Source organism: Kribbella soli, assembly GCF_004331345.1.
Lineage (GTDB): Bacteria > Actinomycetota > Actinomycetes > Propionibacteriales > Kribbellaceae > Kribbella > Kribbella soli.
Map to the genome: position 1 here is coordinate 1,276,689 of NZ_SJJZ01000003.1, position 23,869 is coordinate 1,300,557.

General features: G+C 67.2%; 23 protein-coding genes. 10 read left to right on the plus strand and 13 right to left on the minus strand.

Annotated elements, in window-relative coordinates; genetic code table 11:
• Nucleotides 1–183 precede the first annotated feature (183 nt).
• The 5 genes from E0H45_RS28865 to E0H45_RS28885 form a co-directional block, all read right to left on the minus strand.
• On the minus strand, nucleotides 184–1,044 hold the full coding sequence (locus E0H45_RS28865; RefSeq protein WP_131343060.1) for a S1 family peptidase: 861 nt from the start codon (nucleotides 1,042–1,044) through the stop codon (nucleotides 184–186).
• A gap of 101 nt (nucleotides 1,045–1,145) precedes the next feature.
• Nucleotides 1,146–2,066 carry a helix-turn-helix domain-containing protein gene (locus tag E0H45_RS28870; protein WP_238155349.1) on the minus strand — a complete coding sequence of 307 codons (921 nt, stop codon included), beginning with the start codon at nucleotides 2,064–2,066 and terminating at the stop codon, nucleotides 1,146–1,148.
• Nucleotides 2,063–2,830, minus strand: coding sequence for a phytanoyl-CoA dioxygenase family protein (locus E0H45_RS28875; protein WP_131343062.1), 768 nt, complete (start codon nucleotides 2,828–2,830; stop codon nucleotides 2,063–2,065). Before E0H45_RS28875 ends, E0H45_RS28870 begins: the two co-directional genes overlap by 4 nt.
• Nucleotides 2,831–2,926: 96 nt before the next feature.
• Nucleotides 2,927–3,175 (minus strand): hypothetical protein, encoded by a 249-nt coding sequence (locus tag E0H45_RS28880; protein WP_131343064.1) that lies wholly within the window; start codon nucleotides 3,173–3,175, stop codon nucleotides 2,927–2,929.
• Between the two features lie 23 nt (nucleotides 3,176–3,198).
• A complete protein-coding gene (locus tag E0H45_RS28885) occupies nucleotides 3,199–4,878 on the minus strand; it encodes a sodium:solute symporter family protein (protein WP_131343066.1) in 1,680 nt (559 codons plus the stop codon).
• A 165-nt stretch (nucleotides 4,879–5,043) separates the two neighbouring features.
• Here E0H45_RS28885 and E0H45_RS28890 point away from each other — a divergent pair, with 165 nt between their 5' ends.
• Genes E0H45_RS28890 through E0H45_RS28900 form a run of 3 tightly spaced genes read left to right on the plus strand, consistent with a single transcriptional unit; the run spans nucleotide 5,044 to nucleotide 7,284 of the window.
• Nucleotides 5,044–5,529 (plus strand): hypothetical protein, encoded by a 486-nt coding sequence (locus tag E0H45_RS28890; protein ID WP_131343068.1) that lies wholly within the window; start codon nucleotides 5,044–5,046, stop codon nucleotides 5,527–5,529.
• Nucleotides 5,526–6,647 (plus strand): sensor histidine kinase, encoded by a 1,122-nt coding sequence (locus E0H45_RS28895; protein WP_131343070.1) that lies wholly within the window; start codon nucleotides 5,526–5,528, stop codon nucleotides 6,645–6,647. The genes E0H45_RS28890 and E0H45_RS28895 overlap by 4 nt, the downstream gene beginning before the upstream one ends.
• Nucleotides 6,640–7,284, plus strand: a complete 645-nt coding sequence (locus tag E0H45_RS28900) for a response regulator (protein ID WP_131343072.1) — start codon at nucleotides 6,640–6,642, stop codon at nucleotides 7,282–7,284. Before E0H45_RS28895 ends, E0H45_RS28900 begins: the two co-directional genes overlap by 8 nt.
• On the opposite strand, the gene E0H45_RS28905 is transcribed toward E0H45_RS28900, so the two are convergent.
• A complete protein-coding gene (locus E0H45_RS28905; RefSeq protein ID WP_420323353.1) occupies nucleotides 7,273–8,202 on the minus strand; it encodes an endonuclease/exonuclease/phosphatase family protein in 930 nt (309 codons plus the stop codon). The two genes, E0H45_RS28900 and E0H45_RS28905, sit on opposite strands and share 12 nt — an antisense overlap.
• A 225-nt stretch (nucleotides 8,203–8,427) precedes the next feature.
• Between E0H45_RS28905 and E0H45_RS28910 the strand changes: the two genes are divergently transcribed.
• The 3 genes from E0H45_RS28910 to E0H45_RS28920 are packed head-to-tail and all read left to right on the plus strand — an operon-like array spanning nucleotide 8,428 to nucleotide 10,029.
• Nucleotides 8,428–9,030, plus strand: a complete 603-nt coding sequence (locus E0H45_RS28910) for a hypothetical protein (protein ID WP_131343074.1) — start codon at nucleotides 8,428–8,430, stop codon at nucleotides 9,028–9,030.
• Nucleotides 9,031–9,050: 20 nt separating this feature from the next.
• The gene (locus E0H45_RS28915) at nucleotides 9,051–9,473 is read left to right on the plus strand and encodes a carboxymuconolactone decarboxylase family protein (RefSeq protein WP_131343076.1); all 423 of its coding nucleotides are present in this window, start codon (nucleotides 9,051–9,053) and stop codon (nucleotides 9,471–9,473) included.
• 4 nt (nucleotides 9,474–9,477) lie between these two features.
• Complete coding sequence (locus tag E0H45_RS28920) at nucleotides 9,478–10,029, plus strand: dihydrofolate reductase family protein (protein ID WP_131343078.1); 552 nt, start codon at nucleotides 9,478–9,480, stop codon at nucleotides 10,027–10,029.
• On the opposite strand, the gene E0H45_RS28925 is transcribed toward E0H45_RS28920, so the two are convergent.
• From E0H45_RS28925 to E0H45_RS28950, 6 genes are all read right to left on the minus strand, one after another.
• Entirely contained in the window at nucleotides 10,026–11,039 is a 1,014-nt protein-coding gene (locus E0H45_RS28925) for an ABC transporter substrate-binding protein (RefSeq protein WP_131343080.1), read from the minus strand. The two genes, E0H45_RS28920 and E0H45_RS28925, sit on opposite strands and share 4 nt — an antisense overlap.
• 183 nt (nucleotides 11,040–11,222) lie before the next feature.
• Nucleotides 11,223–13,499, minus strand: coding sequence for a glycoside hydrolase family 95 protein (locus E0H45_RS28930; RefSeq protein WP_131343082.1), 2,277 nt, complete (start codon nucleotides 13,497–13,499; stop codon nucleotides 11,223–11,225).
• Nucleotides 13,500–15,167, minus strand: coding sequence for a type 2 periplasmic-binding domain-containing protein (locus E0H45_RS28935; protein ID WP_131343083.1), 1,668 nt, complete (start codon nucleotides 15,165–15,167; stop codon nucleotides 13,500–13,502).
• Nucleotides 15,168–15,197: 30 nt separating this feature from the next.
• The gene (locus E0H45_RS28940; RefSeq protein ID WP_131343085.1) at nucleotides 15,198–16,139 is read right to left on the minus strand and encodes a carbohydrate ABC transporter permease; all 942 of its coding nucleotides are present in this window, start codon (nucleotides 16,137–16,139) and stop codon (nucleotides 15,198–15,200) included.
• Nucleotides 16,136–17,134: an ABC transporter permease gene (locus E0H45_RS28945; RefSeq protein ID WP_131343087.1), complete on the minus strand. Its 999-nt coding sequence runs from the start codon at nucleotides 17,132–17,134 to the stop codon at nucleotides 16,136–16,138. Before E0H45_RS28945 ends, E0H45_RS28940 begins: the two co-directional genes overlap by 4 nt.
• Before the next feature lie 346 nt (nucleotides 17,135–17,480).
• A complete protein-coding gene (locus tag E0H45_RS28950; RefSeq protein ID WP_131343089.1) occupies nucleotides 17,481–18,365 on the minus strand; it encodes a phosphotransferase enzyme family protein in 885 nt (294 codons plus the stop codon).
• Nucleotides 18,366–18,391: 26 nt separating this feature from the next.
• Between E0H45_RS28950 and E0H45_RS28955 the strand changes: the two genes are divergently transcribed.
• Together E0H45_RS28955 and E0H45_RS28960 are read left to right on the plus strand one after the other, a co-directional pair.
• Nucleotides 18,392–18,658: an N-acetyltransferase gene (locus E0H45_RS28955; RefSeq protein ID WP_131343091.1), complete on the plus strand. Its 267-nt coding sequence runs from the start codon at nucleotides 18,392–18,394 to the stop codon at nucleotides 18,656–18,658.
• A 247-nt stretch (nucleotides 18,659–18,905) separates the two neighbouring features.
• Nucleotides 18,906–20,147, plus strand: coding sequence for an MFS transporter (locus E0H45_RS28960; protein ID WP_131343093.1), 1,242 nt, complete (start codon nucleotides 18,906–18,908; stop codon nucleotides 20,145–20,147).
• 86 nt (nucleotides 20,148–20,233) lie between these two features.
• Here the strand turns inward: E0H45_RS28960 and E0H45_RS28965 are convergent, their stop codons facing one another.
• Nucleotides 20,234–21,220: a TerC/Alx family metal homeostasis membrane protein gene (locus E0H45_RS28965; RefSeq protein ID WP_131343095.1), complete on the minus strand. Its 987-nt coding sequence runs from the start codon at nucleotides 21,218–21,220 to the stop codon at nucleotides 20,234–20,236.
• A gap of 316 nt (nucleotides 21,221–21,536) precedes the next feature.
• On the opposite strand from E0H45_RS28965, the gene E0H45_RS28970 reads away from it, so the two are divergent.
• Together E0H45_RS28970 and E0H45_RS28975 are read left to right on the plus strand one after the other, a co-directional pair.
• Nucleotides 21,537–22,085 (plus strand): TetR/AcrR family transcriptional regulator, encoded by a 549-nt coding sequence (locus E0H45_RS28970; RefSeq protein ID WP_165546622.1) that lies wholly within the window; start codon nucleotides 21,537–21,539, stop codon nucleotides 22,083–22,085.
• Entirely contained in the window at nucleotides 22,082–23,593 is a 1,512-nt protein-coding gene (locus E0H45_RS28975) for an MFS transporter (RefSeq protein ID WP_131343097.1), read from the plus strand. The genes E0H45_RS28970 and E0H45_RS28975 overlap by 4 nt, the downstream gene beginning before the upstream one ends.
• Nucleotides 23,594–23,869: the final 276 nt, after the last annotated feature.

A 23,869-nucleotide genomic window follows, 5' to 3' on the forward strand; every position in this document is an offset into this window, starting at 1 on the left:
CTAAATGTGCCAGAAGGCACCCCTGGACATAAAAAAGCCCCTCGCACAGGAGGGGACGCCGCACTGACCGGCGCTTCGGCGCCTGGATGCCAGCACGGCTAACTAAGGAGCAGGCTCACTCGCATAGGACCACTTTAGCACCGGTGCCGCGACCGTCCGAGACAGCCGCGGCACCGGGTGCTGTCAGCCGATCGGTACGCCGAACGTCTTCAGCCAGTCCTGGACGACCTTGATGTCGATCCGCTGCAGCCCGTCGAGGTAGCGGCAGTTCTGCGTGTAGCCGTAGCTGGTCACAGTCACCTGGTAGCCACCGTGGAACGTCGGGCCGCCGGAGTCACCGAAGCAGGTGCCGCCGGTGCCGCGGTTGTCGTGCTCGTTGCCGTTCACCTGCAGAATCTGCGGGGTGAGCTTCTGGCCGGGCTCGTCGGCCCAGCGCCGCAGCAGCGGGTACGACATCGGGGTCGGCTTCTGCGGACCTGAGTCGGCCTTGCGGACCTCCGTGCCGTAGCCGACGGAGCGGAAGATCGTGCTGTTCAGCTTGGGCTGCTGGTAGGCGTTGAGGTAGTTGGCGGGCGCGATCTTGGCCGGGGCGATGTTCGTGACCGGGCGGTCGAGCACGATCACGCCGACGTCGTTCCAGTTGGCCAAGTCGGTGAAGTCGGAGTACTTCGGGTGCGTGTACGCCGTACCGGACTTGTAGCCGGCCGCTTCGAGCTCAGCCTGCGTGTAGCCCTTCGCCGGGTCGGCAGCGACCGGGAACGGCGACGGCGGCTGCTCGGCGATCACCGAGTCGAACGTCACCAGGGTCTTCCCTAGGGTGCCCACTGTGCAGTGGGCCGCGGTCACGACCACGGTCGGCGAGACGAGCGTCCCCGTACACCGGAAGCGTCCGTCCGGTTGGTAGAACAGGATCAGACCGACGTTCGGATGCGCGTTGCCGTCGGGTTGTCCACCGGTGATCGCGCTGGCGGACAGGGCGGGCGAGACAGCCAGTCCGAGAGCCAGTGCGCAGATGCCGATGATGCGGCTGAGTCGATGCCTCATATGCCCCTCCAGGGGTACGGCGGAATGCCTGAATGCATTGGAGCAATGACTCAACGCGCTGTCCAGACGTCGTTTGACTACGCTCTGTCACCACGGTCGGTCTAGATGAATTCGGTGCCGCCGGCGCGGCGGTGGTTGCCGGGGGTCCGGCCGTACTTGCGTTTGAAGGCTGTGGAGAACGGACGTACGTCGGAGTAGCCGCAGGCTCTTGCTACCTCGGTGATGGACAGGGTGTGGTCCATGAGGAGCTGGGCGGCAAGCTCGAGGCGGAGACGGCGCAGCGTGGACATGATGGAGGCGCCGGTCTGTTGGGTGAACAGGCGTTCCGCGTGACGCTCGGACAGGTGTGCGGCGGCTGCTACGTCCCGGACGGTGATCGGGCGGGACAGGTTGTCGCGGAGATGACGCTGCATGGCGTCGACGACCAGCGGTCCTCTGTCACGCCGGACTGGTTCCACGGCTAGGTCGTCGTCCAGGGCGAAGGCTCGCGCGGTCTCCAGCACCAGAGTGGCACCGAGGGCGCCGAGCGCTGTGCTGTAGCCGGAGATCGGCGCAGCTGCCTCTGTCGCGAGTGCGGTGATGAGGGACGGTAACGAGCCGGCACGATCCGACATGACCGGTCCGTCGGCCCGAGTGAGCCCGGACCACCAACCGGGGAGATGCGGCGCGCCGGGAGCAGAGGCGGCTGGACGGAACGTGAAGCCCCAGAAAGCGATGCCCAGGGGCGCCGTCCGGCTCGACTCGATTTCGTGCACGTCGCCAGGGCGGGCCAGGAAGACGGAGCCCGGTACGACGTCGTACTCCGCCGTACCGCTGTTGAAGCGGCCCTCACCGGAGTACGCGAGGCAGACCTCGTGGAACGAGTGGCTGTGCCAGTAGTTGCGCCAGTACTCCGGCCGGTAGTGACCCCAGCTGAGGAAGTCCGCGCGGAAGCCGTCGACCTCGCAGGACTCCAGTAGTCCCGCGAGGTCGACGAACCGGTCCGCGCCGGCAACACCGGTCAGCGTCGAAGGGAGGGTCAAACAGCGCTCCTGCCAGTGGGGTCGACTCCGCGCAGCATCATGCCCTGGCCGAGCGACCACTCGTGCGTCTTGACGGTCGGCGGGTCCGACGGGTCGCGGTACTGGATCAGCCAGGTGGTGCGCGCCTCGTCACTGGTGTTCACCCCGGACCCGTGCACGGTCAGGTACGTGAAGAACAGTACGTCGCCTGCCTCGGCCGGCTGCGGCGTCGCCGCGTCGAACGACGGCTCCAGCAGGTGGTACGACCCCTCCGGGCTGTGCTCCCGCGGTCCCTCCTTGTGGCTGCCCGGAATCACCCGAACGCAGCCCTTCTCGACCGGCGCGTCGTCGAAGTGGAAGATCGCCGCCCCGACCCGGTGGTAGGTGTGCGGGAAGAACGGGTGGTCCTGGTGCAGCGGGAACGGCGAACCGTTCTCCGGCGGCTTCACGAACAGCTTGGTGTGGTGCAACTGCACGTCGTCCACACCCATCACCGCGGCGGCCACGTCGGTGAACCGCGGGTCCACCAGGAGCTTCGAGAACTCGGCGTCGTAGAACTGCGCGTCGTGCAGGTGCTGCAGCTTCGTCGGCGCCTCGCTCATGTCCCGGGCGGCGCCCCAGGTGGGGTCGTCGGTCCGGTTCAGCTGCGCCAGCAGGTCGTGGCTGCGCTGCCGGTAGTGCGCTGCTTCTTCCTTGCTGAGCAGGCCTTTCACCAGCACGAAGCCCTCGGCGGCGTACTGCTGCGCAAGCGTGGCCAGCTCCGGTTTCTCAGACGTGATCGTCATCTCGAATTCCTCCTGATCGGGTACTTCGAGATTACGAACGCCGGCGCCCGGACGGGAGGACCCGACCGGACGCCGATGTTCGTCAAACGGACATGGCTACTCGTCGGCCGGTTCCGAGTCGATCGGTACGGCGATCGGCCGCAGCCGGGCCCACAGCACGAACACGGCGGTGAACACCAGCATCCCGATGCCGCCCCAGAGGTTGATGTTGATCCCGGCTGCCTTGTCGATCTCGGGCTGCTTCTCGACGATGCCGAGGACGGTCAGCACGAGGCCGTAGATCCCGACCAGGGTCGCGATCACGATCCGGATGTCGAACGCCCCGGCCTTCTTCTTGTCTGCCATCACAGTGCTCCTTTCGCCGACCCTCAGCCGAAGACGATGTTCAGGACGATGGTCATCGCCAGCGAGATGCCGGCCAGCAGGACCGGCCTGCGGTACCAGCCGTGGTCACCCCGGAGCCTCACCTCGGTGCGCTGCTCCTTCGGTGTCAGCGAGTACACCAGGCCGACCAGCTCGGACTCCTCCTTGGGCCGGGTCACCGTGCTCACCAGGACGCTGATCAGGATGTCGACCACGAAGGCCGCGCCGGCGCCGACGAAGCTGGCGCCCTGACCGGGCAGGTTGATGACACCGGTCTCGGACAGGACGAAGACCAGGATCGCGGTCGCCGTACCGCTGACCAGGCCGATCCAGCCGGCCGCCGCGGTCATCCGCTTCCAGAACATACCGAGGATGAACGTGGCGAACAGCGGCGCGTTGAAGAACGAGAACAGCTGCTGCAGGTAGTCCATCAGGTTGCTGTAGCCGGAGGCGATCGCGGCCGTGCCGATCGCGATCAGCGTGCCCGCCACGGTCGCCCACCGGCCGGTCCGCAGGTAGAAGTCGTCCGGCCGGTCCTTGATGACGTAGCGCTCGATGATGTCGTACGACATCACGGTGTTGAACGAGCTCAGGTTGGCCGCCATACCGGCCATGAACGACGCCAGCAGACCGGTGATCGCGAGGCCGAGCATGCCGTTCGGCAGCAGGTCCCGCATCAGCAGCAGGATCGCGTCGTTGTAGTCGACCTCGCCGCTGCCGGTGGCCTTGAACTGCGCCAGTTCCGGCACGATGACCGCGGCGATGATGCCGGGGATGATCACGATGAACGGCACGAACATCTTCGGGAACGACCCGATGATCGGCGTCCGCCGGGCCGCCGACATGTTCTTCGACGCCATCGCCCGCTGCACCTCGACGAAGTTCGTCGTCCAGTAGCCGAACGAGAGCACGAAGCCGAGGCCGAACACGATGCCGATCACCGACAGGAAGTCGTTGCTGAACCCGCTGAGCGCGTTGCCCGGCCAGGCCGACATCTGCTCGCTACCGCCCGGCGACGCGGTCACCTTGTCGACCAGGCCCTGCCAGCCGCCGACCTTGTGCAGACCGATCAGGGTCAGCGGCAGCAGCGCGGCGACGATCACGAAGAACTGCAGCACCTCGTTGTAGATCGCCGCGGACAGGCCGCCGAGCGTGATGTAGCTGAGCACGATCACGGCGGCGACGATCACCGACACCCAGATCGGCCAGCCGAGCAGCACGTTCACGATGGTCGCCAGCAGGAACAGGTTCACGCCCGCGATCAGCACCTGCGCCAGGGCGAAGCTGATCGCGTTCACCAGGTGCGCGGGCTTCCCGAACCGGCGCAGCATGAACTCCGGCACGCTGCGGACCTTCGAACCGTAGTAGAACGGCATCATCACGACGCCGAGGAACAGCATCGCCGGGATCGCGCCGATCCAGAAGTAGTGCACGGTCGGCATGCCGTACTGCGCGCCGTTCGCCGACATGCCCATGATCTCGATCGCACCCAGGTTGGCCGAGATGAACGCCAGGCCGGTGACCCAGGCCGGCAGCGACCGGCCGGACAGGAAGAAGTCCAGGCTGTTCGACACCGCGCGTCTGGCCAGGTACCCGATGCCGAGCACGAACACGAAGTACAGGGCGATGATGATGTAGTCGATCGCCGTGGCATCCAGTCTGAGGATGGATTGTTGGGCAAGCATCGGGCCTCCGGACCGCCGGGTGTGACAGATCGTGTTGTTACCGCTCAGGAACGTTACTCCTACTTTCAATCAAACAGGCGGCGACCCGGCGGTCGACCGGTCTCCACCCGGATCTCCACCCGTGGTCGGTCCCCTGGAAAGACCGGCAGACCTACCGTCCGTGGCATGAGCTTCGGAACGTTGCCCAACGCACTCGTCGTGATCGCCGTCGTGGTGGCCGTGCTCGCCCGGCGGCTGTCCTGGTCCGAGCTGGAGAACTCCGACACCGACGTGTGGCGCGGCCCTGTCGTGCTGATGGGGGTCGGGGTCTACCAGCTGTACGACCGGCACACCGGCCTCGGCGTCGTCGACGTCGTACTGCTCGTCGCCGGCGCCGCGGTCGCACTCGTCGCCGGTGTCGGCTCGGGCCGGGTCGCACAGGTCGAGCGGCGCGCCGGGAAGGTGTTCTTCCGCCTCGGGATGCCCGGGCTCGGCATCATGGTGGCCTACCTGGTCGTCCGGCTCGGGCTCGCGGGACTCGGCCACCTGCTCGGCGCCACGGTCGCCGGCGGCGGCGCGCTGATGGTCTCGATGGGTGCGAACCTGTTGACCCAGTCGCTAATCATCCAGAGCAAGGCGAGCCACATGGCCGAGGAGTACACCACCCAGTGAAGCTGAAGGCGCTGCTGCCGCCGCGTCCGCACGGAGAGAGCGGCTGGGTCGGCCGGCTGCTCACCACAGGTGTCGCGGTCGCCGTTCTGGCCACCGCACGCCCCGCGGCCGCGTGGGTCTGGGTCGTGCTCGGTGTGACCTTCGCCCTCTTCGTGGTCGGCTCGGTGCTGATGACGGCTCGCTCGTACGTGTCGCTAGCACTGCTAGCCACCGTCGCGGTCAGCAACGCGCTGATCGCGGGCTATCCGCAGTCGAACGCCCTGGTCCTGGTGCTGGTCGCGATCACCGACATCGCCGTGATCGACTTCGGGCGACGCGGCAACCAGCCGATCGTTGCTGTCGGCATCGGTGTCGCGGCGGCCTACGCGGGGTCGGCGTGGTGGTTCGGGCAGCCGGACACCTGGTACTTCTCCCAGCTGCTCTGGACCGCCGTCCTGACCGCCTTCGGGTTGAACCGGCGACAGTACGAGGTGCAAGCGCGGCAGACCGAGCAACTGCTTGAGCAGACCCGGTTGGCCCAGAGCGAGCACGCCCGCGCAGCCACGCTGGAGGAGCGCGGGCGGATCGCTCGGGACCTGCACGACGTACTGGCGCATTCGCTGGGCGCATTGAGCGTTCAGCTCGAGGTGGCCGAGGCGCTGCTGGATGAGCGTGGTGACACGGCCGGTGCGTTGGAGCGGGTACGTCGCTCGCGCCGGCTCGCCGTACAGGGGCTGACTGAGGCGCGGAACGCTGTAGCTGCGCTGCGGGCAGATGAGGTGCCTGAGCTCCCTGCAGCGCTTGCTGAGCTCGCAGAGCACCACGAGAAGGACCATGGAGCCCGTGCGCGGCTGTCCGTCACAGGTGCGCAGAAGAGGCTCGACTCCGGTGTCACGGTCGCCCTGCTCGGTGCAGCTCGCGAGGCACTGACCAATGCGGCCAAACATGCACCTGGTCAGGCAGTGGAGGTGCAACTCGCTTATCAGGACGGCGTACGGCTGTCCGTGCGGAACAAGGGTGTGACGAGTGGTGAGGGCTTTGGGCTGGCAGGGATGCGGGAGCGGTTGGCTCTGGTGGGTGGGACGTTGACAGCCGGTGCGGACGGCGACGACTGGTTGGTGGTGGCAGAGGTTGACTGACCCAATCCGAGTGGTCGTCGCGGACGATCAGCAGGTCGTACGGGAAGGACTGGTCGCTCTGCTCGGGCTGATCGACGGCGTCGAGGTGACCGGCGCGGCCGCGAACGGCGTCGAAGCCGTCGACCTGGTTGCCCGGGGCAACGTGGACGTGGTGCTGATGGACCTGCGGATGCCGGTCCTGGACGGGACGCAGGCGACCGCGCGGATCACGGCCGACTTCCCGGACGTCGCCGTACTCGTGCTGACCACGTACGCCGACGACGCCTCGATCGCGAACGCGCTCCGCGCCGGAGCCCGCGGCTACCTCACCAAGGACGCGGGCCGCGCCGAGATCGGCGCCGCGCTGCGGTCGACCGCGGCCGGGCAGTCCACGTTCGATCCCGAGGTCTCGAAGCGTTTGATCGCGGGGCTCACGCCAACAGCCTCCCCGGACAGCGACGGGCTGACGGCCCGGGAGACCGAGGTACTGCGGTTGATCGCGCAGGGCCTGAGCAACCCGGAGATCGCCGGGCAGCTGTTCATCAGCGAGGCGACCGTGAAGACGCACATCAACAACACGTTCGCGAAGATCGGCGCCCGGCACCGCGCGGAGGCGGTGCGATACGCCTATCGCAAGGGGATCGCGTCAGATCCGTAGCTCGGCGACGACCGGCCGGTGGTCGCTGCCGGTCGAGCTCATCACCCAGGCCTTGGTCGGGGTGACGCCGCGCACCAGGATGTGGTCGATCCGCGCCATCGGGAACTTCGCCGGCCAGGTGAACCCGAAGCCGGTGCCGGCCGCGCCCTGCGCCGAGCGGAGGCCGGCCGTCAGCGGGGCGAGACTGCGATCGTTCGCCGTACCGTTGAAGTCGCCCATCACGATCACGCCCGCGAGGTGCTCGTCGGCGATCTGCCGGCCGAGGGCCTTGATCGTGTCGTTGCGCTGGTCCGACGTGAAGCCGCTGGTGCCGACGCGGACCGAGGCGAGGTGTGCGACGTACACGGCGACCTTGCCCTCCGGCGTGCTGACCTCCGCGCGGAGCGCACGGGTCCATTTGAAGCCGACGTCGACGGACTTGGTCTCGACGACCGGGTACTTCGACCAGAGGGCGACCGTGTCGCGGGACACCTGGTACGGGTACAGCTTGGCGAAAGCAGCCTTGTAGACCTTCAGGTCCGACGCGGTGAGCTCCTCGAGCGCCATCACGTCGGCGTCGGCCGCGATCAGGTCCTGCGCGGTCTTCTCCGGGTCCGGGTTGGCGGCGTCGACGTTGTGCGTCAGCACGCGCAGGTCGTACGCTCCCCCGCCACCCTTGCCCGGGACGAGCAGGTCGCCGAACATCAGGCCCCACACGAGCGCGGGGACCAGCAGCGCGACACCGGCCGTTGCGGACCGCCGTACGAGAGCCGCGACAGCGAGGACCGGTACGGCGAGGCCGACCCAGGGCAGGAAGGTGTCGAGCAGACTGCCGAGGTTGCCGACCGAGTTCGGAACGTAACGGTGGAACAGCAGCGGCAGCACCGACAGGATCGCAAGCACCGCGATCACCCGGCCGCGCCTCCACATGCCACCCATCTTCCTCCGCCGCGCGCTGGTGCTCGGCGGCGGCGGTTTGCGTGCGGCGACAGCTGATTGGCGGTCCGGCATGCAGCGATTGTTGCGGACGGCCGGGCCGGACCAAAGTCCGTGCACCGTCAGGTACGGCGATTTCATCCGTACGGACGATCGTCCGGCACCGTAATGATGAGGAATCCATGAGAGCTCTGGTGCCTTCGGGTGACCGCATCGCACAATGCCCGTATGCCGTCAGCGCAGATCACCGAGCCGTTCGTCGTCAAGCGCCACGGGCTCGGTACGACGAAGACCGCGCTCGCGCTCGGCACCGTGGTGTTCGGCCTGATGGTGGCGCTGACGCTCGCGATCGTCGTGGTGCAGGCGATCCGGGGCGCCTCGATCCGGGAGCCGCTCGAGGCGGTGTGGCTGAGCTGGGGCGGTACGCCGCTGATCTTCGCGGTCGGGCTGCCGATCCTGCTCGTGGTCGGTGCGATCACCGCGCTGGAGGAGCGCCGCGAGGAGGACGCCGACGACGTACTGCTGACCGTGGACGAGGCCGGCATCTACCTCGGCGGTGAGCAGCCGCGCACGATCCCGTGGGGCGAGATCCGCGGCGTCTGCCGGCTCGAACGCCAGGACAGCGAAGAGACGTGGGAGCCGCGGCTGGTGGTCATGCTCGTCGACGAGGACGCACTCCCCCGCAGCACGAAGGCCTGGGGCCCGTCCTGCCCCTGGCCCGGCACCCACGAGATCCTCGCCCGGTCCCTCCCGTACGACGACCTGGTCACCGCCATCGCCCAACGAGCCCCACACATCCACGTCACCAACCGCGGCCGCGTCCAGGACTGATCACCGGTTACCGTCGGGACATGACGGCTCCTGACATCGGCAGTGCGGAAGAGCAGGCGCGGTACCAGCGTGGGCTGGAGGTTCTGAGCGGTATCGACGGCGGCGGCGCGCCTGCCGTGATGGACAGTCTCGGGGACATCGCCCCGGCGCTCGCGCATCACATCGTGGCGTTCGGCTTCGGTGACCTCTACTCCCGGCCGGCGCTGGCTCCCCGGCAACGCCAGCTCGTCACCCTCGGGATCCTGGCCACGCTCGGCGGCTGCGAACCCGAACTGGAGGTGCACATCAAGACCTCCCTCAACGTCGGCCTCACCCCGGCCGAGATCGTGGAGGCGTTCATCCACACCGCCGGGTACGCCGGCTTCCCGCGCGCGATCAACGCGATCACGGTCGCCAAGAAGGTCTTCGCCGAACGCAACCTGCTACCGGTCACGGAAGGATGAGCTCATGGCACACCTCGTCTACTCGGCCATCGCCTCGCTCGACGGGTACATCGCCGACGCGAACGGCTCGTTCGACTGGGCCGCGCCGGACGAGGAGGTGCACGCCTACGTCAACCAGCTCGAGCGTCCGATCGGCACCTATCTGTACGGCGGCCGGATGTACGCCACCATGTCCTACTGGGAGACCGCCGACGACCCGGCACCGGTGAGCCGGGAGTACGCCGAGATCTGGCGAGCCGCCGACAAGATCGTCTACTCCCGCACCCTGCCGGCGGTCACCACCACCCGCACCCGCCTGGAACGCGACTTCACTCCCGACGGCGTGACCCAGCTCAAACAGTCCTCGCCGAGCGCCATCTCGATCGGCGGCGCGAACCTGGGCGGCCAGGCTCTCCTGGCCGGCCTGGTCGACGAGATCCACCTCTTCCTCGTCCCGGTCATCGTCGGCGGCGGCACGCGAGCCCTCCCCGACGGTCTCAAGGTCGGTTTGGAACTCGCAGCCGAACGACGCTTCGCCAGCGGCGTCGTCCACCTCCACTACCAGGTAACGAACTAGCCCTTCGGGCCGAGCAGCTTCTCCAGGTCGGTCAGGACGCCCATCGCGCCGATCGGGCCGAGGCCGAGGAACCAGACCTCGTCGTCGACGCGGGCCGACTTGCCGGCCTTGACGGCGGGCAAGGACTTCCAAAGGTTGCCGTTGACAACCTTGGTCTCGTCGGTGGTGTCGGGTTTGCCGTAGCTGGAGTAGAAGATCCAGTCGCCGACGGCCTGGCCGATGTTCTCCTGGGAGACCTCGACGGCGAGGTCCTGCACGTCCTGGATCTTCGGGCGCGGCAGGCCGACGTCCTTCAGGATCACGCCGATGAAGGACAGGTTGCCGTACAGACGGATCTCACCGGGACGGAACCGGACCAGCGAGATCGTCGGCGTACCCTGCACCTTCGACTTCACCTCGTCGGCGCGCTTCTGGTAGTCGTTCAGCAGCGCGGTCGCCTTGTCCTCCTCGCCGACCGAGTCCGCGACCAGCAGGAAGTTCTCCTTCCACGGGAACCCGGGCCGGATGCTGAACACCGTCGGCGCGATCGCGCTCAGCTTCTCGTACAGGTCGTTGGCCCGCAGCTTGCTGCCCAGGATCAGGTCCGGCTTCAGTGCCGCGATCGCCTCGAGGTTGAGCTCGCTGATCCCGCCGACCGTCTTGATCCCCTGCGCCTTGTCGGCGAGGTACGACGGTACGCCGCTCTGTCCCGCCGTCGTCGCCATCCCGACCGGGGTGATGCCCAGCGCCAGTACGTCGTCCAGCTCGCCACTGTCCAGGACGACCACCCGCGACGGCTTCGCGGGGATGTCGGTCGAGCCGAGCGCGTGCTTCACCGTCCGCGGGAACGCCCCCGGCGCGGCGTCCGAGCCGAGTTTCGCGGTCTCCGCGTCGGCGGTCTTGAACAACCGCCCGCCGGTCGCCACTTCCTTGTCACCGACGCCGGTGTCCGCACTCTTGGTGTCCCCGCCGCCACACCCGGCCAGCACCAGCACAGCGGACGCCACGACAATCCCGATCAGCCTCTTCACAGCCGCTGACCCTACAACAACCCAACTAAGGCAACCCTAACCAGGTCCACTTTGAGCACGCGCCAACCATCTCGCCGCACCGAAAACGGTTGGCCGGTGCCCAAAGAAGGTCGAGGGCGACTTTGTGCACCACGTCCGTACGGCGGGGCGTCGGGCGCGCGGATGTGGTGCACAAAGTGGGGCTCAGAGGGGCAGGGTGCGGGACTCGCCGGGGGTGAGGGTGATCGTGAGGGTGGTGTTGGGGGTTAGGGCGATGCGGTGGGTGCCGACGTGGGTTGCGTGTACGGCGACCTCGGCCAGGCGGCCGTTGCGCCAGGTGGCGTCGAAGGACAGGCCGCCCCGCGCTCGCAGGCCGCGGAACGAGCCGTCGGGCCAGCCCGCGGGCAGCGCCGGCAGGAGGCGGATGACGTCGGTGTGGCTCTGCAGGAGCAGTTCGGGGATGCAGCCGGTCAGGCCGAAGTTGGCGTCGATCTGGAAGATGTCGCCGTCGCGGTGCAGCAGGTTGCCCGAGACGAGCCGGCCCAAGTAGTCCTGGATCACCTCGACGGCCCGCGACGACTCGAACAGCCGCGCCCACAGCGCCACCAGCCAGGCCGCGGTCCAACCACCGTTGGTGGCACCCGCGGTCCGCAACTCCAGAGACGCACGAGCCGCCGCGGCGAGTTCCGGCGTACGCGCGGGGTCGATCTCGGCGCCCGGGTGGAGACCGTACAGATGCGACTGGTGCCGGTGCTGCGGCTCCGACGGCTCCCAGTCCGTCGGCCACTCGTGCAGCCGTCCGTCCGGTGTTACCCGGATCGCAGGCAACCGATCACGAGCGGCCGCGGCGCGCTCGGCCAACGACGAGCTCAGCCCAAGCACACCTTCCGCTTCGACCAGGTTCGCGAACAGCTCGCGGATCAGCCAGATGTCGTACGTCGACGTGAGGTCGACCGATGCCTTCGCACCGGAGGGCAGCACGAAATGATGCTCCGGCGCAGTCGACGGGATGAACTGCAAGTCCTCGCCATCGTCGACGAGCATCGCCAGTACGAACTCCGCGGCACCCGCGATCACCGGGTACGCCCGCTCCCGCAGGAAGTCCACGTCCACTGAGAACCGGTAATGCTCCATGAGATGCGCCGTCAGCCACACCCCACACGTCGCACACATCGACCACACCGGATCGTCCCCGCCGCCGCCGACGGGCCAGGTCGCCATCCAGATGTCCGCGTTGTGATGCGACACCCAGCCAGGAGCGTCGTACAAGATCCGAGCCGTCTCGGCGCCCGACGAAGCCAGGCCTTCGAGCAGATCGGTGAATGGGTCGAAGCACTCGCTCAACCCGGTCAGGTCGGCGAGCCAGTAGTTCATCTGGGTGTTGATGTTGTTGGTCCAGTCGCTGGCCCACATCGGCCGCCGGTCCTGGTTCCAGATGCCCTGCAGGTTGGCCGCCTGCGTCCCAGGGCGGGAGGACGCGATCAACAGGTACCGGCCGAGGTTGAAGGCCAGCGCGACCAGATCCGGATCGTTGCCCCCGGCAGCGACCGCCGCGACCCGCTCGTCGGTCGGCAGGTCCACCGGTCGGCCGAGCTCCAGCGACGCCCGGTCGTACAAAGCCGCATGATCCTCGACGTGCCGCTCCCGAAGCTTGTCCACGGCAACCGAATCGAGTATTGCGACCGCCTCCTGCAACGCGACCAGAGGATCGCGGCCGGGCCGCACCGACCAGCCTTCGAAGGTGCTTGCCGCCGACAGCAGCATGGTGACGCGGTCGGCACCCCGGACCGCGACGCCGGCAGCCGAGGTTGTGACGCCACCACCCCCGGCGAAGGCACGCAGCGCGACACCGAACCCGATCCCGCGCCCGTCCTCGTACCTGATCGGGTCCGGACTCTCCCGGTACTCGATCGTCAGATCCGACGGCGCCCGACCGACGACGCCATAGGTGCCATCGGCAACTTCCACCGCGATCGGGTGCTGGCTCTCCAAGCTCAGATCCAGCGAGATCGCACCCGGCTGATCAGCCGTGATCGTCCACGCCAGCACCTGGTCCGGCGCGGACACGAAGGTCTCACGCCGGAACCGGGTGCCGTCCACTGTGTAGTCCACGCCCACGACGCCGGTGCTCAGGTCGAGCGTCCGCCGGTACTCCGTCGCCGTACCGGCCGACCGGATCACCAGGTCGGCGAGCGGCTGGTACGACTCCACCAGCGGACCCTGCAACGCGCGGGTCCGCTCGGTGGCCGCCAGCTGATCGCCTTCCTCCAGCAACAACCGGCGTACGTCGGCCAGCACCGCCGGCCCGTCCGGGACGGTCAGCGTGCGCGGACCGTCACCGGACCAGACGTCGTCGAGGTTGAGCGCGATCCGCTCGTCGGCGACCCGGCCGTACACCTTCGCGCCGAGATGCCCGTTGCCCAGCGGCAACGCCTCGAACCAGTCTGCTGCAGGGGTGTGGAACCACAGGAGGTGGGACAACTACTTGCTCCCGGACTTGAACTTGTCGTAGGCCTGCTGGTTGATCTCCAGGTACCGCGGCATGCCGGTGCTCTCGAGCCCCTTCACGTACGCGTCCCAGTCGGTGTCGATGTTCTTCGAACCGGTGATGAAGGCCAGCTGGTTCTGGTTCACGTAGGTGTTCAGGTTGGTCTGCAGCGTCGCGAGCTCACCGCTCAGGCTCGGGTCCGGCCAGACCGAGGTCTGCGGGAACCACTGCGCCTTGTCCTCGTGGCCCTCGTACTGCTTGGTGGCCTGGAACAGCCGCCGCTCCAGGCCGTCGGAGGAGTAGATGTCCTTCGGCACGACCTGCGAGTTCCGGAACGCCAACGTGATGTTGTACTGCGCCATCGCGTCCCAGGACAGGTTCTTCGGCTGCTTGTCGCCCGAGAACCGGTACCAGGCCGGCTGACCGTCCAGCGCGATCTCGCCGGCCTTGGGCTTGCGCCAGCCGACGTTCTCCGGGCCCATCAGCGAGACCTCACGGCCCTCGTCGCTGTAGATCCAGTCGAGCATCTTGATCGCCGCGACCTGGGCCTCCTTGCTGGCCTTGTTGGTCAGCATGAACGTGTAGCCGGTCGAGCTCGGGTAGTTGAGGCCGGTGTAGCTCTTACCCTCCGGACCGGTCAGCGGCGGCACCGCGTCGTACTGCTTGTCCCGCCCGTCCTTGGAGCCGAGCTGGACGAAAATGCCCGGCCACAGCACCGGCACCGAGCCCAGTACGACGGCCTTCGGGTTGTTGCCCTGCGCCTGCAGCGCCTGCGCGTTCTGCGTGAACGCGGCCTGGTCGATCAGCCCGTCCTTGTAGAGGCCGCGGATGTACTTCAGGCCTTCCTTCCACTGGTCCGACGTCACCGGCGTGACGACCTTGTCGCCGTTCAGCGTGAGCAGCGACCGTACGCCGTTGTTCGCACCGACCGGGTCGTAGGCGAACGCGTTCATCAGGTACGCGATCAGGCTGCTGTCCTGGGTGTCGGTCGTCATCGGGATCTCGTCGGCCTTGCCGTTGCCGTTCGGGTCCTTGGTCTTGAACGCCTCGAGCACCGTGCGCAGCTCGTCGGTGGTCTTCGGAACCTGCAGACCGAGCTTCTTCAGCCAGGTGCTGTTGATCCACAGCTTGTCCGGGTACATGCAGTGGAAGCAGTCCGACCACTGCGGCAGCGCGTAGATGTGCCCGTCGGGCGCCGTCGACATCTCCTTGAACGTCTTGTTGGAGTCCAGGGCCTTCTGGATGTTCGGCGCGTTGTCCTTGATCAGGTTCTCGAGCGGCTGGGCGACACCCTGCTGGCCGAGCTTCAGCACCTCGGCCTGGGTGAAGCCGTCGACCCACGGGATGAGCAGGAACAGGTCCGGGTAGTCGCCGCTGGCCAGCGCGATCTGCCGCTTCTCCTTGGCCGGACCGGCGTCGAACGTCGTCGTCTGCCAGCGGAACTGGATCTTGAACTTGTCACTGACGAGCTTGGTGACGGCGTTGGTGTCCAGGTTGGTGCCGTTGGACGGGTCGGCCGGTGCGAACGCGTCGATGATCACCTTGCCGTCGGAGGAGGTCTCGTTCGCGGCCCCTTTGTCCGACTTGTTCGAGCTGCACGCCGCCAGGGCGAGCACGCCGGCCACGCCGAGCGCGGCGACCTTGCTCACGGATGAGCGCATTTCTGGGTTTCCCTTCTGGAGGTGGGCGTCTCAGCCCTTGACCGCGCCGACCATCACGCCCTTGGTGAAGTGGCGAGCGACGAACGGGTAGATGATCAGTACGGGCAGACTCGAGATGACGATGAGCGCGTACTTCAAGACGTTGGCCAGCTGTTGCTGTTCGAGCTGCTGCGCCAGGTTCTGCGAGGCCGGACCGCCGGCCTGGTTCAGGATCAGCACGTTCCGCAGCACGATCTGCAGCGGGTACAGGCCGGGGTCCTTGAGATAGATGAGCGCGTCGAAGTAGCTGTTCCACTGGAAGATCGCGTACATCAGCGCGATCACCGCGATCACCGGTTTGGACAGTGGCAGCACGACCGACCACAGGAAGCGCAGGTCACTCGCACCGTCGATGGTGGCCGCCTCGTACAGCTCGTCCGGGATCGTGCTCCGGAAGAACGTCCGCGCGATGATGACCTGCCAGACCCCGATCGCGCTCGGGATCACCATCGCCCAGCGGGTGTTCAGCAGGCCGAGGTCCTGGACCACCAGGTACGTCGGGATCAGGCCGCCGGAGAACAGCATGGTGAAGATCAGCACGCTCATGATCACGTTCCGGCCGAAGAACGTCCGGCGGGACAACGGGTACGCGATCGCGATCGTCAGCGTGACGCTGATCAACGTGCCGCCGACCGCGTAGATGAACGAGTTCAGGTAGCCCCGCATGATCTGCGGGTCGCCGAGCGCGGTCTTGTAGGCCTGCAGGCTCGGTTCGATCGGCCACAGCAGCACCCGGCCGGCACTCACCGCCGACGGGCTGCTGAACGAGTTCGCGACGATGTAGACCAGCGGCACCGCGACGACGATCAGCGCGATCCAGAGCATGATCCGCACGCCGATCAGGAAGATCCTGTCGGTGCGCGTCTCCTCGATCGTGGTGCGCTCCGACCGCTTCTCCGCCGTACGCCGGAATCCTTGCAACGTGACGCTCATGACCACAGTCCGTTTCCGGTGATGCGCTTGGCGGCGAAGTTCACGCCGAGCAGCAGGAACAGGTTGATCACCGAGTTGAAGAGCCCGATGGCGGTCGCCATGCTGAAGTCGGCGTTCAGCAGACCGGTCTTGTAGACGTAGGTGGCGATGATCTCGGACTGCGCGGTGTTCAGCGGGTTCTGCAGCAGGAACGCCTTCTCGAACCCGATCGACATGATGTTGCCGACGCCCAGCACCAGGATGATCACCGCGGTCGGCATGATGCCCGGCAGGTCCACGTTCCGGATCCGCTGCAGCCGGCTGGCGCCGTCGATCCGCGCCGACTCGTGCAGCGCCGGATCGATCCCGGACAGCGCGGCCAGGTAGATCACCGCGGAGTACCCGGTGGTCTGCCACACGTCGGACCAGACGTAGATGTGCCGGAAGTAGTCCGGCTTGCCGAGGAAGTCCACGGACGGTACGCCGAACAGCCCGATCGCGTCGTTGACGAACCCGAGCCGCGGCGACAGCACCAGGATCGTCATCGACACCACGACCACGGTGGAGATGAAGTACGGCGCGTACGTGACCAGCTGGACGAGCTTCTTGAACCGTCCGTTGCGGATCTCGTTCAGCGCGATCGCCAGGATGATCGGGATCGGGAAGCTCGCGAGCACCGTGTAGACCGACAGCAGGAACGTGTTCTTCACCAGGGTCCAGAACACCGGGTTCTGGAAGAACAGTTCGAAGTTGCGGAAGCCGACCCAGTCGCTGCCCCACGGGCCCTTGATCGGGCTGTAGTTCTTGAACGCGATCACCGCGTTCGCGATCGGGACGTACTTGAAGATCACGAAGTACGCGAGCGGTACGACGACCAGCAGGTAGAGCTGCCAGTGCCGCCGGAGACTGCGCCAGGCCTGGGTCCGGCGACTCGTTCGCGGTGGTTTCCGGGCGGTTGCCGCCGCCGGCGGTGCCGGTGCCACCGGTGCCGGTTTCACCTCGAAGGTTGCGCTCACTCCGCATCCTTTCCCTCACGCGCTGGAGTGGAACCGATATCCGATAGGATCTCGGGTTTCGCTATCCCGGAGGATGACACACAACCCCGGCGGAGCGGAAGACTTCCTGCCCGGGTCGATACCGGACGGTGACCGATGCGCTCAGATCCCTTGCCAGCAAGGGTTTTCCGGCGTTGCCCCCAGCAACTACCGGTAACGGAACGACAAAGGGTCCGATGGCTCGCCATCGGATCCGGGCATCCGTCGATCACGCCCGGGGTCGCTCTGAGCCACCGGCACCGGGTCGATCGATAATTTATTTCTTCTGTTAACTATATCGCAGTCAACCTGCCGGCGACGGTCTATGTCAAGACCTGGCCGCGGCCAGCTGCCGGGCGATCATCGCCTCGTCGAAACAGCCCGCCTGCCGGCCGTTCCAGAGCTCGGCCATCACCATCAACACCCGGAACACAACCCGCAACGGCCCGATCGCAGCCAGCTCATGCCCGTCGAGCGGATCGGCCGCGGCCCGCTGATAACCACCCAGCAACTCCGGCCCCGTCCGGGCAATCACCAATTCCCAGACACGACTGTCCAGGTGACACAGATCGAAGTCGATCACCCCGGCGAGACGACCGTCGTCGTCGAAGTGCAGGTTCCAGCTCGCGAAGTCCCCGTGCACGATGGTCTGCGGCAGTCCCAACAGGTCGTACTCCCGCACCAGCTCCTCGGCGCCGTACATCGCGCGTGCGGCCCGGTCGGCAAGGTCGGGCCGCTGCTCGCGGAGCAGTTCGACGCCGCGGTCCCAGCCTTGGAACTCCCCCATCGCGTCCAGGTCCGCGGCCTGGAAGAACCCGGGCCGCGAGCCGAGGTCGAGGTCGCCCAGATCGGCGTGCAGCCGGGCGAGCACCTCGCCGCGCTCGGCCTGCTGCGCTGCGGTCTCGTCCTGGTGGGGTTGGCCTGGCACGAAGCGGGTGACTGCCCAGAGGCGCCCGTCGTACCGGATCGGGCCGGCGATCCGCGCCGGGACGCACCATCCGCGGGCTGTGAGGTGATCGAGCACCTGGGTCTCGAAAGTGAGGTCCTCTTCAGTCCTCAGCAGGTGGTAGCAGCGGAGAATGTGGTGCTCGCCTTCGGTGGTCCAGAGATGCCAGTTGCCGTTGCGGGCCGAGTCCTCGTCACCGGGTCGGGTCGGTTCCACTCGCGTCGACTCGATTCCCAATGCGTCCACCACATCACCCAAGGCGACCATTCGTTCATCCTGGCAGGTTGGGATAGTTGGTCGTGTGGAATTTGTGGACGGGCGGGCGGTCGTTGACGGGGTCGTGGTCGGGTCTACCGGGATGCGGTGGTGGGACGAGGTCGCGGCCGGCGTCGGCGCTGCTCCGGGCCAATCACGCTGCGCTATGGAAGTCCGGCGTACGGGAGGCGTCGCTGTGGACCGTGCTGGAGAACCCGACCGGGAGCGTCGCGCTGTACGAACGGGCCGGCTACCGCCTCGTCGAGCGGCAGCCGCGCTACCGGAAGCCGGCCGAAGGCCGATAAGAAACCTGACCCGACCATCACGGGGGAACGGCCGGGCCAGGCATTACTGATGGTACCCCTGATCACCAACCGGGGTCGGCTAATTCGAAGGCAGACGCGCCGCTTCTCCCCTACTGTGTTCGCCATGCGTACTCGCTCCTGAAAGCGCACCACCGCGGCTCTGCCGCCGTCCGTGCGCCACGCAAGCGTTTGACCCAGTCGGTCAGCGCTTCGCCCTGCCCGCACGCGCTTTCAGGAGCCACTCGCGATGTCTTCCTACCGGTCTGCCGACCCCATTCGGACGTACTACGTCTACAACGCCGCCTGGTCCTTCCTGGCCGCTCTGTCGTTCACGCTCAGCCTCGTCTACTACGTCCGCGATGCCGGTCTCGACCCGCTGCAGATGGTCCTGGTCGGGACCACGCTCGAGCTCACCTGTTTCCTCTTCGAGATCCCCACCGGCATCGTCGCCGACCTGTACAGCCGCCGGCTCTCGATCGTGATCGGCTTCGTGCTGATCGGCGCCGGCCTCCTGCTCCAGGGCCTGGTGCCCGCGTTCCTGGCGATCCTCGCCGCGCAGGTGCTGTGGGGTGTCGGCTACACGTTCACGTCCGGCGCCGACCAGGCCTGGATCACCGACGAGATCGGCACCGAACGGGCCGGCCGGGTGTTCGTCCGTGCGCAGCAGTTCGAGCTGGCCGCACAGATCGCCGGCACGGTCACCGCCGGCGCTCTCGGACTCATCAGCCTGCCGTTGCCGATGGTGCTCTCGGGCGCCGGGACGATGCTGCTCGGCCTGCTGCTCGCGCTGTTCATGCGTGAGCAGAACTTCCATCGCACGCCGCGCGAGGAGCGCGAGACGTTTCGGCAAATGGCCGAGACGTTCATGCACGGTCTGGCGGTCGCCCGGCGGCGTCCCGTCGTACGGACACTGGTGGTCATCAGCCTGATCGCGGGGCTGTCCAGTGAGGCGTTCGACCGGCTGTGGACAGTGAAGCTCTTGACCTTCGACTTCCCGAACCTGTTCGGTACGTCGGACCCGGCGCTCTGGTTCACCGCCCTGGCGCTGGCCGGCACCGTCCTCTCGCTGGGCGCGTCCCTGCTGCTGAATCGCTTCTCCGCCCAACGCCTCCAGGCCTCGCACCCGACCGGCATCCTCGCCACGCTCGCCGCCCTGGACGTCCTCGGCATGTTCCTGTTCGCGTTCGCCGGGCACTTCTGGCTCGCGCTCGCGGCGCTCTGGCTGCGGCAGATCGCCGACACCGTCACGAGTCCGATCCACTCCGCCTGGCTGAACCGGCACGTCGACTCCCGTTCCCGGGCGACCGTGATCTCGATGGTGTCGCAGGCGAACGCGATCGGTCAGGTCGTCGGCGGCCCACCGCTCGGCGCCCTCGGCCGTACGTCGTTGCGCGGCGCACTGCTCGCGTCCGCGCTGATCTGGCTGCCGATCCCGGCGTTGTACTTGCGGCTCAAGGAGGCCCGTACGACCGAGGAGCAGGTGGTTTGACGGTACCTGCACGCAGGCACAACCCCGGAATCAGCGTCCGAACCCGCCGAAATTCGGGGTTATGTCTGCGCGGCGGTACAAGGCCTTCACTCGTCGATCTTGATGCGGATCGCTTCGCGGCGGTTGTCGCGGGCCGACTTGACCAGGCTGGCGACCGTGGTGACGAACAGCGTGCCGACGATGAAGCCGAGCGAGGTCAGGATGCCGATGTGCGGCAGGTGGATGGCGCCGATGTCGTCGATGTGCGAGCCGTGCAGCGCCTCGATGATCAGCTTCACGCCGATGAACGCGAGGATCACCGACAGGCCGACGTTCAGGTAGACGATCCGCTCCAGCAGGCCGCCGATCAGGAAGTACAGCTGCCGCAGGCCCATCAGCGCGAACGCGTTCGCGGTCAGCACGACGTACGCGTCCTGGGTGAGCCCGAAGATCGCCGGGATCGAGTCCAGCGCGAAGATCACGTTCGCCATCCCGATCGCGGAGATCACGATCACGAGCGGGGTGAGCATCCGGCGGCCGCTGGTCCTGGAGACGAGTTTGGCGCCGTCATAGTCGTGCTGCAGCGGCAGGATCCGGCGCATCCCGCGGATCACGACGTTCTCCTGGAAGTCGGACTCGTCGTTCTCGCCCTCGATCGCCAGCCGGACCGCGGTGTAGACCAGGAACGCGCCGAAGATGTAGAACACCCAGCTCGCCGCCGAGATCGCCGCCGCGCCGGCCAGGATGAAGATCGCCCGGAGCAGCATCGAGACCACGATGCCGATGTACAGCACCTTGTCCTGCGCCAGGCTCGGTACGGCGAACCGCGCCATGATGATCACGAACACGAACAGGTTGTCGACGCTCAGGCTGTACTCGGTGATGTACCCGGCGACGAACTCGCTGCCCGACTGCCCGGGGCTGAACAGGAACAGCCCGAGCGCGAACAGCCCGGCCAGGCCGACGTAGAACAGCACCCAGCGGGTCGCGTCCTTGATCGTCACGGTGTGGTTGCGGCGCGCGATCACGATCAGGTCGAACGCGACGATCGCGAGCAACCCGGCGATCGTCAGCACCCAGACGGCAGGGGACATGACAGAGACCATGACGAACCTCCGGACGTCGGCGAACAGCTGGCTTGGTCCGGAGGTCTCTCCCACCCGGCTGATCTCGTACTGAACCAGTCCGGGCCGGCAGCACCGGTTCGGCCGTCCAGGCCTCCCGTGATGACGACGCTGCCGTGGCGGGATACTCCCCTCCACAAACGTGGCAAGTGTATAGGGTCCCGATCTATCTCACCGTTCACCAGGTCACACCCGACACGTTCTCCGCGATCGTATACCGCATACAGGCTCCAATGCTAGAGATCTCAATGAGACACTGATGTCTCATTTGAGGTATGCTCGTCTCATGGCTGTTGATCGGGAGCAAGTACTGCGGGCCGCCGCGAGTCTGCTGATGCGGAAGTCCTCGGCGACCATGGACGAGGTGGCTCGGGCCGCCGGGATCAGCCGCGCGACCCTGAACCGGCAGTTCGCCGGCCGGGACGCGCTGGTCCGGGCGCTCGAGGAGCTCGGCATCGCCGAGTGCGAGGCCGCGGCGGCGAGAGCGGCCGTCGATGACGGTCCGGCCGCGGACGCCGTACGTCGGCTGGTGCGAGAGCTGGAACCTGCCGCGGGACTGCTCGCGTTCCTGTACTCCGAGAACCAGTTGTTCGAGGGCGACGAGCAGAACGAGGGCTGGACCCGGCTCGACGCGCGTGTGGTCGCGCTGTTCCGGCGCGGTCAGGAAGTGGGCGAGTTCCGGATCGACCTCAGCCCGGTCTGGCTGACCGAAGCGCTCTACGGGCTGCTGGTCTCCGCGGCCTGGGCCATCTGCGAAGGCCGGGTGGCTCCCAACGACTTCAGTTCGAACGTCACCGAGTTGCTGCTCGGTGGCGCAGTACGGAGAGAGAAATGAAGCAGCAAGCGATCACACGGCCGAGGCGCTGGCTGGCGCTCGGCGTACTCGTGCTGGCCGTGCTCCTCGTCGCGGTCGACGCAACGGTGCTCGGTCTCGCGACTCCGTTCCTCTCCGAGGATCTGCAGCCGTCGGGCACCCAGCTGCTGTGGATCGGCGACGCGTACTCGTTCGTGCTCGCCGGCCTGCTCGTGTCGATGGGCAGCCTCGGCGACCGGATCGGCCGCAAGCGCATCCTGCTGATCGGCGCGACGGCGTTCGGCGCGATCTCGGTGCTGAACGCGTACGCCAACTCGGCCGAGCTGATGATCGTGGCGCGAGCACTGCTCGGGGTCGCGGGCGCGACGCTGATGCCGGCCACGCTCGCCCTGATCCGCAACCTGTTCCACGACCCGCGGGAGCGCAGTGTCGCGATCGGGATCTGGGGCGCCGCGGCGTCGGCGGGAATGGCGATCGGCCCGATCGTCGGCGGCGTACTGCTGGAGAACTTCTGGTGGGGTTCGGTATTCCTGATCAACCTGCCGGTGATGGCCGTGCTGGTCGTCGTCGGCGCCAAGCTGCTGCCGGAGTCGCGTAACCCCAAGCCGGGTCCGTGGGACCTGGCGAGCGTCGTGCTGTCGATGGTCGGCATGATCGGGATCGTCTACGCGATCAAGGAGTTCGCGGCCCACGGGTTCGACTGGATCCCGCTGGCCGCGGGCGTGGCCGGCGCGATCGCGCTCTACGGTTTCGTACGTCGTCAGCGTCGGCTCCCGATCCCGTTGCTGGACCTGCGGTTGTTCCGCAGCCGTGGTTTCAGCAGCGCCGTACTGGCCGATCTGCTGACGATCCTCGGGCTCTCGGGGCTGATCTTCTTCCTGTCGCAGTACCTGCAACTGGTGCAGGGGCGGCGGCCGATCGAGGCCGGGCTCGCGGAGCTGCCTGCTGCGATCGGTGCGATCGTCGCCGGTCTGCTCGCCGGGCGTGTGGCACGCCGGTTCTCGGTGCGCGCGGTCGTGGCCGGTGGTCTCGCGGCGATCGGTCTGGCGCTCGCGGCGCTCACCACGATCAGCCAAGACACCGGGTATCCGTTGCTCGGTGCGGCATTGCTCGCAGTCGGGGCGGGTGCCGGGTTCTCGTTCACTGTCACCGCCGACGTGATTCTGGCCGCCGTACCGAAGGAGGAAGCGGGCGCGGCGAGTGCGGTGTCCGAGACGGCGTACGAGCTCGGTGCGGCCCTCGGGATCGCGGTGCTCGGGTCGATCGTCACCGGTGTCTACCGCGACTTCACCGGTCCCGCGGGCACTCCTGCCGCGGCCCACGAGTCGCTGGGTGGAGCGGTCGAGGCCGCTGCACAGCTTCCGCCGGAGGCTGCGGCTCAGTTGCTCGACGCGGCACGAGAGTCCTTTGCCCACGGGGTTTCCATCGCCGCCGGCGTCGGCGCTGCCGTCCTGCTGACCACCGCGGTCGTCGCCTGGTTCCTCCTCCGCGGCCAGCAGCTCAGCACGAGCTCGACGCACGAACACTAGGCAAAAAGTTTCCGTTTCTTCGATTACCTCTGGGAGATTCCGCCGGATCGGAGTACAAAAGAGTTCCAGTAGGTCTTACCGCCCCTAGACCTGGAGGAATCTGTCATGGCCGGATTCAACGGCGAAGCATCGTGGTTCTGTTGCGGAAACGCATGGGGACCTTGCGCGAGCACCGGTCACGGTGCCTGCGGCACGTGTAATTCCGGGAGTTTCCAGCACGCGTGGCCGAATACGTCGGACGCGTGTCTCGCGATCACCCGTCCGGACCGCTGCGGG

Coding starts and splice junctions, on each gene's coding strand:
- E0H45_RS28865 (WP_131343060.1), bottom strand. CDS start 1,044: ATGAGGCATCGACTCAGCCGCATCATCGGCATCTGCGCACTGGCTCTC.
- E0H45_RS28875 (WP_131343062.1), bottom strand. CDS start 2,830: ATGACGATCACGTCTGAGAAACCGGAGCTGGCCACGCTTGCGCAGCAG.
- E0H45_RS28880 (WP_131343064.1), bottom strand. CDS start 3,175: ATGGCAGACAAGAAGAAGGCCGGGGCGTTCGACATCCGGATCGTGATC.
- E0H45_RS28885 (WP_131343066.1), bottom strand. CDS start 4,878: ATGCTTGCCCAACAATCCATCCTCAGACTGGATGCCACGGCGATCGAC.
- E0H45_RS28890 (WP_131343068.1), top strand. CDS start 5,044: ATGAGCTTCGGAACGTTGCCCAACGCACTCGTCGTGATCGCCGTCGTG.
- E0H45_RS28905 (WP_420323353.1), bottom strand. CDS start 8,202: ATGGGTGGCATGTGGAGGCGCGGCCGGGTGATCGCGGTGCTTGCGATC.
- E0H45_RS28910 (WP_131343074.1), top strand. CDS start 8,428: ATGCCGTCAGCGCAGATCACCGAGCCGTTCGTCGTCAAGCGCCACGGG.
- E0H45_RS28915 (WP_131343076.1), top strand. CDS start 9,051: ATGACGGCTCCTGACATCGGCAGTGCGGAAGAGCAGGCGCGGTACCAG.
- E0H45_RS28920 (WP_131343078.1), top strand. CDS start 9,478: ATGGCACACCTCGTCTACTCGGCCATCGCCTCGCTCGACGGGTACATC.
- E0H45_RS28935 (WP_131343083.1), bottom strand. CDS start 15,167: ATGCGCTCATCCGTGAGCAAGGTCGCCGCGCTCGGCGTGGCCGGCGTG.
- E0H45_RS28940 (WP_131343085.1), bottom strand. CDS start 16,139: ATGAGCGTCACGTTGCAAGGATTCCGGCGTACGGCGGAGAAGCGGTCG.
- E0H45_RS28950 (WP_131343089.1), bottom strand. CDS start 18,365: ATGGTCGCCTTGGGTGATGTGGTGGACGCATTGGGAATCGAGTCGACG.
- E0H45_RS28960 (WP_131343093.1), top strand. CDS start 18,906: ATGTCTTCCTACCGGTCTGCCGACCCCATTCGGACGTACTACGTCTAC.
- E0H45_RS28965 (WP_131343095.1), bottom strand. CDS start 21,220: ATGTCCCCTGCCGTCTGGGTGCTGACGATCGCCGGGTTGCTCGCGATC.
- E0H45_RS28970 (WP_165546622.1), top strand. CDS start 21,537: ATGGCTGTTGATCGGGAGCAAGTACTGCGGGCCGCCGCGAGTCTGCTG.
- E0H45_RS28975 (WP_131343097.1), top strand. CDS start 22,082: ATGAAGCAGCAAGCGATCACACGGCCGAGGCGCTGGCTGGCGCTCGGC.